General features: G+C 43.6%; 15 protein-coding genes and 1 pseudogene. 10 read left to right on the top strand and 6 right to left on the bottom strand.

The window, feature by feature from the left end:
* The first annotated feature begins 56 nt into the window (after nucleotides 1–56).
* From rplU to F897_RS14315, 8 genes and pseudogenes are all read left to right on the top strand, one after another.
* The gene (gene rplU, locus F897_RS14350) at nucleotides 57–368 is read left to right on the top strand and encodes a 50S ribosomal protein L21 (RefSeq protein ID WP_004784898.1); all 312 of its coding nucleotides are present in this window, start codon (nucleotides 57–59) and stop codon (nucleotides 366–368) included.
* A gap of 19 nt (nucleotides 369–387) precedes the next feature.
* Nucleotides 388–642 carry a 50S ribosomal protein L27 gene (gene rpmA / locus F897_RS14345; RefSeq protein WP_004784896.1) on the top strand — a complete coding sequence of 85 codons (255 nt, stop codon included), beginning with the start codon at nucleotides 388–390 and terminating at the stop codon, nucleotides 640–642.
* 247 nt (nucleotides 643–889) lie between these two features.
* Nucleotides 890–1582 carry an outer membrane lipoprotein periplasmic chaperone LolA gene (gene lolA, locus F897_RS14340; protein ID WP_004784895.1) on the top strand — a complete coding sequence of 231 codons (693 nt, stop codon included), beginning with the start codon at nucleotides 890–892 and terminating at the stop codon, nucleotides 1580–1582.
* Nucleotides 1583–1748: 166 nt separating this feature from the next.
* The gene (locus tag F897_RS14335; protein WP_005236895.1) at nucleotides 1749–2498 is read left to right on the top strand and encodes a hypothetical protein; all 750 of its coding nucleotides are present in this window, start codon (nucleotides 1749–1751) and stop codon (nucleotides 2496–2498) included.
* Between the two features lie 112 nt (nucleotides 2499–2610).
* Entirely contained in the window at nucleotides 2611–3882 is a 1272-nt protein-coding gene (gene serS, locus F897_RS14330) for a serine--tRNA ligase (protein ID WP_005236894.1), read from the top strand.
* Nucleotides 3883–3955: 73 nt separating this feature from the next.
* Nucleotides 3956–5329, top strand: a complete 1374-nt coding sequence (cysG, locus tag F897_RS14325; protein ID WP_005236893.1) for a siroheme synthase CysG — start codon at nucleotides 3956–3958, stop codon at nucleotides 5327–5329.
* Between the two features lie 34 nt (nucleotides 5330–5363).
* The gene (locus F897_RS14320) at nucleotides 5364–5840 is read left to right on the top strand and encodes a tRNA (cytidine(34)-2'-O)-methyltransferase (RefSeq protein ID WP_005236892.1); all 477 of its coding nucleotides are present in this window, start codon (nucleotides 5364–5366) and stop codon (nucleotides 5838–5840) included.
* Between the two features lie 182 nt (nucleotides 5841–6022).
* Nucleotides 6023–6411, top strand: a pseudogene (locus F897_RS14315) (hypothetical protein).
* Between the two features lie 69 nt (nucleotides 6412–6480).
* Here the strand turns inward: F897_RS14315 and F897_RS14310 are convergent.
* The 6 genes from F897_RS14310 to rpoD all read right to left on the bottom strand — a co-directional run bounded on the left by F897_RS14310 (nucleotide 6481) and on the right by rpoD (nucleotide 13032).
* A complete protein-coding gene (locus F897_RS14310; protein ID WP_005236884.1) occupies nucleotides 6481–7869 on the bottom strand; it encodes an APC family permease in 1389 nt (462 codons plus the stop codon).
* 264 nt (nucleotides 7870–8133) lie between these two features.
* Nucleotides 8134–9318 carry an iron-containing alcohol dehydrogenase gene (locus F897_RS14305; protein ID WP_005236883.1) on the bottom strand — a complete coding sequence of 395 codons (1185 nt, stop codon included), beginning with the start codon at nucleotides 9316–9318 and terminating at the stop codon, nucleotides 8134–8136.
* Nucleotide 9319: 1 nt separating this feature from the next.
* Entirely contained in the window at nucleotides 9320–9853 is a 534-nt protein-coding gene (locus F897_RS14300) for a hypothetical protein (protein ID WP_005236882.1), read from the bottom strand.
* Between the two features lie 74 nt (nucleotides 9854–9927).
* Complete coding sequence (gene lipB / locus F897_RS14295) at nucleotides 9928–10587, bottom strand: lipoyl(octanoyl) transferase LipB (RefSeq protein WP_005236881.1); 660 nt, start codon at nucleotides 10585–10587, stop codon at nucleotides 9928–9930.
* Nucleotides 10588–10750: 163 nt separating this feature from the next.
* Nucleotides 10751–11038 carry a YbeD family protein gene (locus tag F897_RS14290; protein ID WP_005236880.1) on the bottom strand — a complete coding sequence of 96 codons (288 nt, stop codon included), beginning with the start codon at nucleotides 11036–11038 and terminating at the stop codon, nucleotides 10751–10753.
* 107 nt (nucleotides 11039–11145) lie between these two features.
* Nucleotides 11146–13032, bottom strand: a complete 1887-nt coding sequence (rpoD, locus tag F897_RS14285; protein ID WP_005236873.1) for an RNA polymerase sigma factor RpoD — start codon at nucleotides 13030–13032, stop codon at nucleotides 11146–11148.
* A 373-nt stretch (nucleotides 13033–13405) separates the two neighbouring features.
* Here rpoD and F897_RS14280 point away from each other — a divergent pair, with 373 nt between their 5' ends.
* Both F897_RS14280 and F897_RS14275 read left to right on the top strand, forming a co-directional pair.
* Nucleotides 13406–13612 (top strand): PA3496 family putative envelope integrity protein, encoded by a 207-nt coding sequence (locus F897_RS14280; RefSeq protein WP_004784869.1) that lies wholly within the window; start codon nucleotides 13406–13408, stop codon nucleotides 13610–13612.
* Nucleotides 13613–13683: 71 nt separating this feature from the next.
* The gene (locus F897_RS14275; RefSeq protein ID WP_004784868.1) at nucleotides 13684–14208 is read left to right on the top strand and encodes a YecA/YgfB family protein; all 525 of its coding nucleotides are present in this window, start codon (nucleotides 13684–13686) and stop codon (nucleotides 14206–14208) included.
* Nucleotides 14209–14229: the final 21 nt, after the last annotated feature.

Raw genomic sequence — 14229 nt, 5'->3', positions numbered from 1 at the left:
TAAGATCGATATATTCCTTTATCGGCACGTCGACACGGGCATGTTTGGAGTACATTATGTACGCAGTAATCCAAAGCGGTGGTAAACAGCACCGTGTAGTTGAGGGTGAAACCCTTAAAGTTGAATTATTGAAAGCTGAAACTGGTTCAACAATTACGTTTGATGACGTACTTATGCTTGTAAACGGTGATAGCATTCAAATCGGTGCTCCAGTTGTAGCTGGCGCTAAAGTAACTGCAGAAGTAGTTAGCCATGGTCGTCACGACAAAATCCGCATCATCAAAATGCGTCGTCGTAAGCACTACCGTAAACAACAAGGTCACCGTCAATGGTTCACTGAGTTGAAAATTACTGGTATCTCAGGCTAATTACTAGGAGTAAATAGACATGGCAACTAAAAAAGCCGGTGGTTCGACTAAGAACGGTCGTGATTCGAATCCTAAGATGTTAGGTGTTAAAGTTTACGGTGGCCAAACTGTAACTGCAGGTAACATCATCGTTCGTCAACGTGGTACTGAATTCCACGCTGGTCAAAACGTAGGTATGGGCCGTGACCATACATTATTTGCTACTGCTGATGGCGTAGTAAAATTCGAAGTGAAAGGTCAATTTGGCCGTCGCTACGTATCTGTTGAAGCATAATTTGCTGAAATAGAAAAAAGACCCACAGTTTCTGTGGGTTTTTTTATGCGTGAAGATTTATCGGCTAATAAAGCTGTGACAGCGAATGTAAATATCACTATTGAATCTTCATCATGATGAATAAAAGCAGGAATTCTGCATTAATAACAATACAAAACTTCTTATTTTCTATCATCTTAGTTTGAGAAATTGGTTTAAGATGAGCCATTAGATAAATAGCGATATGCAAATACAAAAAGGTGAGATTATGAGTATGCTTCGTAAAACTGTATGTGCCATAACAATCGGTACGGCGACACTGGCACCTGTCATGAGCACGACTGTATTTGCCGCAACTGCAGCGACGGAGCAGCAAGCTACTGCGAATCTGGTGAAACAGCTCAGCAATATCCGTAGCTTAACTGCAAATTTTGAACAAACCACTAAAGTCACTAATCCGAAAGCGACCCAGAAAAAAGGCTTGACCGCCCAGCACATGAACCAGACCTTTAAAGGTGTGATGAAAGTGGCGCGTCCGGGTAAATTCTACTGGGAAACTTCAAGCCCGTCGAAACAGACTATTGCCACTACAGGTAAAACCGTATGGATCTATGATCCAGACTTGCAGCAAGCAGTGCGTCAGAGTCTAGACGATCAAGTGGCAAATACACCGGCATTATTATTGTCCGGCAATACTAGTCAGATTATGCAATCTTATCGTGTAACCCAGCCGAATAAAGCTAAAACCTATTACACGCTTTATCCGAAAAATACTGATGGGGTGTTTGAAAGCCTGACTATTAGTTTTGGTGCGAACAAAGCGCCTAGCTTGATGATTTTGCAGGATTCATTAGGCCAAACCACGAATATTAAATTTAGTAATGTAAAACTGAATACCACGATTCCGGCATCTACATTTAACTTTACCCCGCCAAAAGGCACAGACATTATTGATCAATAAGTATCAAGATCAACTCAATAAAAAAGCAATCTTCGGGTTGCTTTTTTTTGTTCCTGATCGGGATGGATCTGGAGTCATTACAAGGTTGGCGTATATCTAGAAGTTTGGGTGTTTTAGAATAAACAAAAATTGAGTCAATGAAATTGCAAAATTTTAGGAGCTCAGGATGAAAATGGCTTCATGTAAAATAGGCTGGATCGGTTGTATCTTGTGTCTGAATCTCGGGCTATTTGCCTGTCAGCCTCAAACCTCTTCAGTCACTACATCCGCGCAATCAGAAGACACAGGAGAAATCCAATCCAAAATAGTTCCAGTTAAAGATGCCAATCAGGTCGTGTGTGAAATCGAAGGTTGTGTGCGCTTTGATTTGCAGACTGTAGATACCAATATGAGTTGGATTGATCAATACTTCATGGAGCGTATCCAGCGTACTGAGCCGGTCGCTTTTAGCAAAGTGACCAGTAATAAAATTAAAGCAAAGGATCAGCCGAAATTTATTGATCAACGTTCCATTCAGGTGAATTACCTGAATCAGCATGCGCATCTGGCCACTTTTATATTTAAAACTGCCCATCAGCCTGAACGTGCAGCACAGCCCCAATCTCACACCGAATATGTCAATCTGGACCTAAAACAAAAGAAACGTCTAGCTCTTCATCAGGTTATGCGCGGTAATACAGATGAAAAACTGAAACAGACTCTATATCAAGCAAATAAAGACTGGCTGGATCGTTATCAAATCACCCAGCAGAAACTAGCACTGAGTGACAATTATTATTTTGACAGTCAGGGCTTGGTACTGGTTTATCCGGCAGGCGAGTTGAACAAGACAATCAGTGATATGGCAGAATTAAAAGTACCTTATACAGCATTAAGAGAGATCATCCGGCCTGAATATTTATCGCTTTTGCCTTAAACAAGCCTTTAAATATTGCGCTAATAAACTCCAGCCGGTAGGTCAGTCACTGTATTTTTTGACGTTAAGAGCTTACACTATAGCCAGTTTTTTTCTTATCCAAAGATTGGCTATGATCGACCCGAAATTACTTAGAAATAATATTGAGGCTGTAAATTTAGCCTTGGCAAAACGTGGTGTTCAACTGAATGTTGAGGAATGGGCATCATTAGAAGCTCGACGTAAAGAGATTCAATCCAAAACTGAATCCTTGCAAGCTGAGCGTAATGCCGGTGCCAAGCAAGTGGGTCAGATCAAAAAAGCAGGTGGCGATGCCTCTGAAATCATGGCACGCATGTCTGCAATTGGTGATGAAATCAAGGCTGCTGAAGCTGCACTGGCTGAGCTGCAAGCTGAACTAGAAGAAAAATCACTGTCTATTCCAAACCTGCCAGATGAATCTGTACCTGAAGGTAAAGATGAAAATGACAATGTGGAAGTCCTGAAATGGGGGACACCACGCGAATTTGACTTTGAAATCAAAGACCATACTGACCTGGGCGAAATGATGGGTGGTCTGGAATTTGAAACTGCGACCAAATTGACTGGTTCACGGTTTAGCGTTCTGAAAGGTCCTTTAGCGCGTCTGCAACGTGCCATCACTCAGTTTATGCTGGATACGCATACCACTAAAAATGGCTATACCGAAGCCTATGTACCTTATTTGGTGAATGCAGATTCTTTACGTGGTACAGGTCAGTTACCGAAATTTGAAGAAGACCTGTTCAAGCTGCAAGGTGAGAAAGAATTCTACCTGATCCCTACGGCTGAAGTACCTGTAACCAACTTCGTGCGTGATGAAATCATCGATGCCGACCGTCTGCCACTGAAATATGCAGCACATACCCCATGTTTCCGTAGTGAAGCCGGTTCATATGGCCGTGATACCCGTGGTCTGATCCGTCAACACCAGTTCGACAAAGTTGAGATGGTTCAGATTGTAAAACCTGAAGACTCTATGCAGGCACTGGAAGAGTTAACTGGTCATGCAGAAGGTATTTTGCAAGCATTAGGTCTACCATATCGTAAAATCATTCTGTGTGGCGGTGATATGGGCTTTGGTGCATGCAAAACTTATGACCTTGAAGTCTGGGTGCCAAGTCAAAATACGTATCGTGAGATTTCATCTTGCTCAAATATGTGGGATTTCCAGGCACGCCGTATGAAAGCGCGTTACCGTGCTGACCAGAAAAAAACTGAATTCGTACATACGCTGAATGGTTCAGGTCTGGCTGTAGGTCGTACTTTACTGGCGGTCATGGAAAACTATCAACGTGCTGATGGTTCAATTGAGATCCCTGAAGTACTGCGTCCGTATATGGGTGGTGCAACTTACATCGACTAAATGTCGGTGTATGCACCAAAATGTGCATGAAAATTGCTTAGACAGTCAGATTTAAAACTTTTTGAGGCATTTTGTGGATATCTTTCCAATCTCGTTAAAGTTGCAACAGCAACCTTGTCTGATTGTCGGTGGTGGACATATTGCATACCGTAAAGCGGTATTGCTACAGAAAGCAGGGGCAGTCATTTCGGTGGTTGCACCTGAGATCGAAGCGAGTCTGCTTGAGATTGTTCAAGCGACCGCCGGTCAATATGTTCAGGCACCTTTCAATTCTGAAATTCCTCTACGTTCCTACCGTCTGGTGATTGCAGCGACCAATGATGCTGGAGTCAACCGTCAGGTGTTTGAAGACTGTGAAGCTGAAAATGTGCTGGTCAACAGTGTTGATGATCCACCACATTGCCGTTTCATGGTGCCAGCAATTATCGACCGCTCACCACTGGTTATTTCAGTCGCGAGTAACGGTACTTCACCAGTATTGTCTCGTCAGATCCGCACTCAGCTTGAAGCTACCATTCCGCATGGTATGGGTAAACTGGCTGAGTTCTCTGGTAAGTGGCGTAGTACAGTTAAAGCCAAGATCACTAATCCCGATGAACGCCGTATCTTCTGGGAAGATTTATATGCCAGTCCTTTGAAAGAACAGGTATTTAATGACAATCTGGCTGAAGCTGACCATTTGATTGAACAAGCCTTAAATGAATGGCAAAAACCAAAAGGTGAGGTTTATCTGGTCGGTGCCGGACCGGGTGATCCGGAGTTATTGACGCTAAAAGCCTTACGCTTGATGCAGCAGGCCGATGTGGTGATCTATGACCGTTTGGTCTCTGCACCGATTATGGATCTCTGTCGCCGTGATGCAGAAAAGATCTATGTCGGTAAGGCACGATCTAATCATGCAGTACCACAAGAAGGGATTAATGCCTTACTGGTGAAATATGCCAGCGAAGGCAAGCGAGTCTGTCGTCTAAAAGGCGGTGATCCGTTTATCTTTGGTCGTGGCGGTGAAGAGATTGAAGAGCTGTTTGCTGCTGGCGTGGCCTTTCAGGTCGTGCCTGGCATTACCGCAGCTTCAGGCTGTTCAGCTTATGCTGGTATTCCGCTCACTCATCGTGATTATGCACAAAGCGTGCGTTTCCTGACAGGTCATTTAAAAGAAGGTTCTCCTGAACTGCCTTGGAATGAACTGGTCTATGAAAACCAGACACTGGTACTTTATATGGGACTGGTGGGACTGGAAAAAATCTGTGCACAATTGATTGAGCATGGTCAGCGTCCAGATATGCCAGTGGCCTTGGTCTCAAAAGGCACCACACCAGAGCAAAAAGTGGTGGTGGGAACGCTCCAAGATATTGCATCGAAAGTGAATGAGCACCATATTCAGGCACCAACCTTGACCATTATTGGTGAAGTGGTGCGTTTACGTGAAAAATTGAAGTGGTCCTAAATGTCCACTGAACTCCCAAAAGTAGAGAAAAGCTGTGATCCATGTTGTTTTATATGAACCTGAAATTCCTGCCAATACAGGTAATATTATTCGCCTATGCGCAAATACGGGAGCACAGCTACATTTGGTCAAGCCGCTTGGCTTTGAACTGGATGATAAAAAACTAAGACGTGCCGGTCTCGATTATCATGAATATGCCAATATGCAGATTTGGGAAAATATTGAAGAGTGTCTGGCCGATCTGGCTACTAAGGGCGTAGGTGTGGATGCGGTTTATCCGCTGACCACCAAAGGTTTTGAAACCCCGCATACCTCAGATCTAAATCGTTCCGTAGCCTTGTTGATGGGACCAGAAACTCGTGGCTTGCCAGAGCATGTACGTATGATGTTTCCAAAAGAGCATTGGATTCGTCTGCCCATGGCAGAGAATTCACGCAGCTTGAACTTGTCTAATGCGACTGCTGTGATTGTCTATGAAGCATGGCGTCAGCAGGGTTTTAAACCGCTTTAAGCTTATCGTACCGATTTAAAAAGCTGCTTAAGAGCAGCTTTTTTATTTTGTGTAACAGATGCAGGTACATATTGAGTCTTTCAGGTAATGTTGTAGATAAGCTCTTGAGAATATAGAAAAAAGGAACAAGATGTGAAAAAGGATGGATTCTAGCAGGATGTAGTACGTTATTGCTGGCCAGCATGATGACACAGGCTCAAGAAGCGCCACAGCAATCAGTATCATCACAAGATACAGCTCAGCCCATTACTCAGGAAGAAATCCGCCAAGGGCTGGCAGCGATGCAACAGCGCTTAAATAGCCGCATTGAGCAATGGGGCAAAATCCTTAGCCGTGATGATTTCGAGTGGACCTGGCGTGGACGTCAGATGAAACCAGCCAAACGTCAGGAAGTTTGTGATATTTTTCAGGGCGTGGTGAATGAAATGTATCAAATGGCGGTAAAGAACAAGGCTCAACTCATTCCGGAAAATCAGAAACTATATCCAATCGTGATCAGTTTATTGAAAAATTGGGCTTTCAAAATAACCGGGTGAATACCCAAATGGGCTTCGATTGTCGTCTGCAATAAGCTCAGTCCATTATCCAAGAAAATAAAAAAAGGCGCATAAAGCGCCTTTTTAAGTATGAACAATATCGATTATTCAAACTCGTTATGTTGTGGAGCAGGGTGCTTAAAGCCTTTGGTTTTATAACCTAGGTACAAAATACCGAACATCGCCCACCATAAACCGTATTTCAGTGCAGTTTCTTCAATTTCCAGCCACATCGCAAAGATACTGATAAAACCAAGCATCGGGATGACCACAAAGCTAAAAATGTCTTTTGCGGTTTTAGTACGACCATCACGCAGTGCATAACGTGAAATCACTGACAGGTTCACGAATGTAAACGCAGTCAAGGCACCGAAGCTGATCATTGAAATCACGATATCCAGATCCATGAAGCCGGCAGTTAAGGCCACTGCACCTACAATCAGAATATTGTAGTTTGGCGTATAGCTTTTCGGACTGATATGACCAAAGATTTTCTTGTTGATCACGCCATCACGACCCATGACATACATTAGACGTGATACACCTGCGTGAGCAGAAATACCAGACGCCATTACGGTAATGATCGCAAAAGTCAGAACATAAGACTGGAACAGTGAGCCACCGACAAGAAGCAGGATTTCTGGCTGAGTTTCAGCAATATTCTTGAAGTAAGAACCCGGTGTAGAAGGGAAGTACAACTGCATGAAGTAAGTACTGATAATGAAAATCACACCGGCGATTAAAGCAGTCAAGAAAATCGCTTTAGGCAAGGTGTTTTCAGTATCTTTGGTTTCTTCTGCCAGAGAACTTAAAGAGTCAAAACCAGTGAATGAGAAGCACAGTAAGGTCGCACCAGTAATCAATGCACCGACTGAAGTCAGTTCATTCCAGAACGGTTCAAGACTCCAAAGCTGGTAACGCTGTTCAGCTGTAATTGGACCCTCAGCATTGAAACCGGCCTGCAGTTTGGTAAATACCATCCAGGTAAAGATACCGATCACCAGTAACTGTACCAGTACGATCAAACTGTTAAAGTTCGCCACGAAGCGTGCACCACGCAGGTTTACCCCGGTCATAAAGGCAGACAGTACGATTACCCAGACCCAATGGTTCACATCAGGAAACAGTGCTTCAAGATAGATCACTGCCAGGATGATGTTCACCATTGGTGATAACAGATAATCCAGCCAAGAAGACCAGCCCACCATAAAGCCAATATTCGGATGAATCGATTTTTGGGCATAGGTATAAGCCGAACCTGAAGAAGGGTAGCGGCGAATCATGTGACCATAGCTGATCGATGTAAACAAAATTGCAATCAGGGCAATGATGTAAGAAGTAGGAACATGCAAATGACTTTCTTCAGATACCAAACCAAAAGTATCAAATAAGGTCATTGGTTGAATGTAAGCTAAACCAATAATAATGATGTGCCAGAGCCCTAGCGTTTTTTGCAGTTTAGCTGCCGATTGAGTCCCAGAGAAATTTGTCAACGGCGTTATCCTCTTAATCGTTGATCAAGGATCAGTCATATTTAATAAGGATCGTTTGAGACGAACGATCCCCCCTACAATTTTCTATAAAAGCGCGCCAATCTACTTTAAAATTACGGCTTTTACTAGCTATTTTTTGAATTTAGGCCTGCACGAAATGTGCCATTCGAAGCAAAAAACGGCGATTTCCTGCAAGATAAAAGCCCGATGTCTAAAAAAACATCAGGCTTAAATTTTTCGCTATATTGGCTTATTTTTCAGTAATTACCAAGCCTTTTTTAAGATAGATTTCAAATCTTCCAAACTGGCTTCTTTGGGGTTGTAAATGATGGAACCATCATTTAATGCTTTTTCAGCAACTTCATCCAGCTGTGACTCAGAAATCTTACCTGTTTCACTTAATGTGCGCGGTAATTTAGTCAAGCTATAGATTCGATCACGCATGGTTAAAATTGTAGCAATGGTCTTGTCTGCACGTAAGTGTGCTGGTGTTTGTGCATAGATGTCTGCACCCGCCAATGGCAGCAGCAGCTCGGCAATCTTGTCGCCATTCACTTCCTTGTTGTATTCCAGCACATAAGGCAGGAACAGGTTCATACATAGGCCATGCGGCAAATGCGCGACCGCACCTAGAGCATGTCCAAGCGAGTGCACCAGGCCCACCATTGAATTGGAGAAGGCAATACCAGCCATAGTAGAGGCTTGAGCCAGCTCCAGACGACCTTGAGCATCAGTCGGGTTGTCGAGCACATTAAACAGGTTGGCACTGACCTTTTTCACGGCAGCTGTGGCATAGGCATCTGAAATTGGATTGGCTGCCATACAGGTGTAGGCTTCTACAGCATGTGTCATCGCATCCATGGCTGTCATGGCAGTCAGATGCGGTGGCAGGGTCTGAGTCATACGTGGATCCAGAATCGCAGCATGCGGCATCAGGTAATAAGATGCAAATGGCATTTTCACATTCTTTTCGGTATCCGATACCACAGCCACCATCGTCACTTCAGAACCAGTTCCTGAAGTCGTAGGAATTACGAAAAATGGCTTCAGCGGTTTAGGCAGGTTATGCGCACCAGAATATTTGAGTAAGTCGTCACCACCTTCAGAGACCAGAATATTGGTCGCTTTTGAAGTATCAATCACTGAACCGCCGCCAACAGCAATAATGGCATCGCAATCATGATCACGATAAAGCTGTGCTGCGCTGCGCACTGTACCTAAACTGGAATCTGGCGGTACATCATCAAAAATCGCTGCAATTTTGGCATCGGTCGATTCAAAAGCAGCTTCAATCGGCGCCAGCAGGTTATTGGCACGTACACCTTTATCAGTAATGATCAGTGGACGTTTGGCACCTAAAGTGGCCAGTTCAAAAGGAATGTGTTCTAACGCGGCATGACCAGCAATCACTTTGACTGGACAGAAAAATTCATAATAAGGTTTTGCCATGTTATACACTCCGTTTCAAATAAGATTGAGCGACTTTTAAGTAGATGCTGCTCGCTTCCATGATTTTATCTTTGAGTCCCAGATTATTCGGGTATTCTTTTACTGCCAGTTGCGCCACCATTTTTGGCAAGATCAGCGCTTCCATTTTATTCAGGCAACGTACCAGACGGATCGCATAGGAAATATCACCATCGGCAATCATGCGGTCATTGGCAAAGGCCTGAGACGTGCTTTCCTGAAAGGAAAACACCAGAAAGGCATGATGCAGATGCTTAAAGGTAATGGTCAGGTCTGGCTTGATGCTGCTGTCTTTGACCAGTTCCAGCTGATGTTGTTCTGTGACCCGAGCAACGAAGGCCGGGCCATGCGGAAAAACATTCATTGAGAGCCTGAAATTGGCGGGAAACTGGGCAACTTCCTGTTTGATTTCTGGGTCTACCTGACTTGCCATGACCAGGCCACGGCCAATGATATCCATCATCAGTTTGACATAGGCAAGCTGCAAAGCGGGTTTTACGGATTTTGTCGCAATCACGTGATGATCCCTATCTTGATATTATTTGTTTAGAGTAATTACTCTAATTTATTTATTGTTAAAATGCAAAGGCTTTATCTTTGCTCAACGTTCACCTGATTAAAGTAACCGCTGCTGCTTAAAGTTTCAATAATTTCAACACACAAGTCATTAAACTTTGGTGGATTGCTGACGAGGTCATTAATTCGCACCATTTCCAGACCTGCATAGCCGCAAGGGTTAATGGTATGGAAACCAGTCAGGTCGCAATCAATATTTAAAGACAGGCCATGATAGCTACGGCCTTTACGAATCTTGAAGCCGAGAGAACCAATTTTACGCTCATTCACATAGACGCCCGGAGCATCGGGTTTGGCATAGGCTTCAATGCCATGATTTTTTAGGAGCTGGATCATCAGGTTTTCAGCATACGACACCAATGTACGGACATTCCAACCCAGACGATTCAGGTCAAACATAAAGTATGCGACGAGCTGACCAGGACCATGCCAAGTGACTTGACCACCACGGTCGGTTTGAATGACAGGAATATCAGTTGGAATCAGGATATGTTCCGGTTTGCCTGCCTGACCTTGGGTCAATACATCATGGTGCTGCAAAATCCATAACTCATCAGGCGTATTTTCATCACGGTTTTCCGTGAAGCTTTTCATTTCCAGAAAACGGTCTTCATAGGGAGTCAGGTTATTATATTGACGGATAATCAGGGAGGGTTTTTGAACCGCAGCTGTCACAGTGTGCGTCCTTAGAAAATTAAATCATACTGCAAATAATTATAATGATTTCAGCAATGGATAGGGGAGGGATTCGTAGTAATTGTTGGTAAGCTAGTCACACATATAAAAAACACGCCCGAAAGCGTGTCTTTTAATTTGCCAAGGTTGGAGCAGAATAATCTTAAAGTGCAGTCTTGATCAGTGGGCAAGCTGCAAGATCAGCATATACGGCATGAACTTGTCCCAGTTCCAGGAAACGTAGCTGAGCAGTGATCGAATGATATTTACCAGTACGAGATGGAGTGATGCTTACGCTATCGCCATCAAAGTCAGGGAAATGTTTGGTAAAAATCTCAACAACTGCATTCAGCAGTTCTTCACCTGCAAGGCCAATGAGTTTGATTGGGTAATCCATTGGAAAAACCCAAAGATCTTCGCGGAGTTCACGAGATGGTGTACGGTCTAACATGTAGTCCCCCTATTCGAAACGCCTGCGTAGCGCAGGCGTTTGGGTGTGTTGCAATACAAAATGGAGACGAGAGATAAAATTTCAAGTCTCCAAAATTGTATTAAATCTTAGTCATTTTCCAGGAATGAACGCAGATGTTCAGAACGGGAAGGGTGACGTAACTTACGTAGAGCTTTCGCTTCGATCTGACGGATACGTTCGCGGGTTACATCGAACTGTTTACCGACTTCTTCCAAAGTATGATCCGTTGGCATGTCGATACCGAAACGCATTTTCAGGACTTTCGCTTCACGTTCAGTCAGGTTTTCCAGTACCTCGCGAGTCGCTTCTTTCAGGCCTTCTGAAGTAGCAGCATCAACAGGAGAGGTGATGTTACTGTCTTCAATGAAGTCACCCAAATGCGAATCTTCATCATCACCGATTGGTGTTTCCATCGAAATCGGTTCTTTAGCGATTTTCAGTACTTTACGAACCTTCACTTCGTCCATTTCCAGACGTTCGCCCAGTTCTTCCGGTGTCGGTTCACGGCCCATTTCCTGAAGCAATTGACGAGATACACGGTTGATCTTGTTAATCGTTTCAATCATGTGCACTGGAATACGAATGGTACGTGCCTGATCCGCGATTGAACGGGTAATCGCCTGACGAATCCACCAAGTGGCATAAGTCGAGAACTTGTAACCACGACGGTATTCAAACTTGTCTACCGCTTTCATCAGACCGATGTTACCTTCCTGAATCAGATCCAGGAACTGCAAGCCACGGTTGGTATATTTCTTCGCAATCGAAATTACCAGACGCAAGTTTGCTTCAACCATTTCTTTCTTGGCACGACGTGCTTTCGCTTCACCGACTGCCATACGTTTGGCAATGTCTTTGATGTCACGAACTTTAAGATCAAGGTCTTTTTCGATATCTGCGATTTTTTGCTGGAAGGCCAATACGTCAGGACGTACTTTTTCCAGATAAGCTTTCTGATCAGCAGTCGCTTTCGCAATTTGCTCATCTAACCAAGCTGGATTCGATTCCTGACCCGGGAAAGTAGTACGGAACTGGGTACGGTCCATACGGCCACGACGGACGGCATAACGCATCACTTCACGTTCTGCACCACGGATCTGGTCATGTGTACCACGAATCATTTCAGAAATGATATCGAACAAACGCGGGGTGAACTTGAACATCATGAACACAGTTGCAAGCGCTTGAAGTGCTTCTTCTGCTTCTTTGCTGTTACGGCCGTGTTTTTCCAGTATCGCTTTGGTATTTTTCCAGGCATCTGAAAGTTCGGCAAAACGAACTTTGGCAATTTCTGGATCTGGGCCTGAGTCACCTTCAGAATCGTCATCGCTATCAGACTCTTCATCTTCCTCGTCATCATCCAGTTTTACATCTTTGGTTGACTTGGTCGTTGCTTCTTCGTCTTCTTCGATTTCAGCGACTTCTTCCAGGACTTCTGGAATTTCTTCATCTGATTCAGGGTCTAAATAACCTGACAGAATGTCAGCAAGGCGACGTTCGCCAGCTTCATAATCTTTGTATTCTTGTAGTACAACTTCTACAGCATTCGGCCAGTAAGCAATAGAGTGAAGAACGTCTCGGATACCTTCTTCAATGCGTTTTGCAATGCTAATTTCGCCTTCACGCGTTAAAAGTTCAACGGTACCCATTTCACGCATGTACATACGTACAGGGTCAGTCGTACGACCTGGTTCGTTTTCTACAGATGCAAGTACAGCCGCAGCTTCTTCTTCTGCAACTTCATCAGCAGCTTCTGCAGTATCCTCGAACATTGCATCATCAGATTCAGGCGCACGATCATGGACAGGAATACCCACATCATTCAGCATTTGAATGATGTCTTCAATCTGTTCGCTTTCTGTGATGGAGTCCGGGAGATGATCGTTAACCTCAGCGAAGGTTAAGTAACCTTGTTCTTTGCCTCGGCTAATCAGAGCCGCTACTTGAGAAGTAGGGGAAGTCATATCGCTCATCTTTGCTTACTCTTCGTTGAATCTGTGGCAGTGAAAAACCGTGCATGATAGCACAATTCACCTGAAATAGTTTTGGAATTGATCAGTCAAGCATGATTTTATAAATATGTTTGAATAACAATTGAATATCGATATTGGGTCTAAGTTTATCTTTTCAAGTGTATTTCCCAATCTAATTTTAGAAACGTCTCTCATCCATGGGATAAAAAGCGTTCACAATCTAACCAGCTAATAAATACACAATTATGCTGTAGAAAAACAAGAGCTAACTAGTATAAACATACAAAATATATAAATAAAACTTGACAAGTTTTTAAAGGCAAGATAAATAGCGCCTAGACCCATTTACATTTTTCACTACGAGGTAGTTTTAGTGTCTTCGACAGATTTTGAACTAGATGATAGCTACGGTGATGATGATGTTAATTTCGATGAGGCATCGAGTAAGCTAAGTGCGAAAGAGTCGTTGGAAAAACGTCGTCTGATTGATGATCTGCTCTCGCAACGCCGTCTGGAACGCGAACTCAAAGATTTTGATTATGACTTCGACGATGATGACGACTTTGACGACGAAGATTAACGAATTCAGATTTAGCATAGCCTGAATAAATGCTATGCTAATCCTTTCGGTTTTCTAAGTTTGGATGTTAAATGAGTGCTTTAGATTTAGACCTGTTGAGTGAATATCTGGATGGCGACCAAAATGAGTATGGTCTGGATTTTGCGGCAACTCATGGTTTCTTATGTGCTATCGCAGTAGGCCCGCAATTTGACAAATGGATGGATGAACTTTTTGAAGGCAACCAGAAAAAAGTGCCTGCAGAAATCATCAATCAGGTTAAAGCATGGTTAGAGTCAATCCGTCAAAGCTTGGCCAATGAAGAAGGGATCACTTTCCCATTTGAAATTGAAGAAGCAGATACCGAATCAAGTCTAGGTGACTGGAGTGTGGGCTTTGTAGATGCCATGTTCCTGAACGAAGAAGCCTGGTTTACAGAAGAATTTGAAGAACAGTTGGTCGATTTAACGCTGCCAATTATGGTATTCAGTGGCATTGATGAAGAAGATCCGCAAATGGAGTCTTTCCGTCGCAATGGTCAGTTAATGGATGAGCTTGCAGAAGAGATTCCAGAAAACTTGAATGAATTATATCTGATGTACCACACACCAGAATAAGTCATGCCCCGCCATGAAAAA

Source organism: Acinetobacter variabilis, from assembly GCF_000369625.1.
GTDB classification, from domain to species: Bacteria; Pseudomonadota; Gammaproteobacteria; order Pseudomonadales; family Moraxellaceae; genus Acinetobacter; species Acinetobacter variabilis.
Note: the sequence above shows the minus strand (reverse complement) of the source record. Positions and strands in the feature narration are given on the sequence as shown.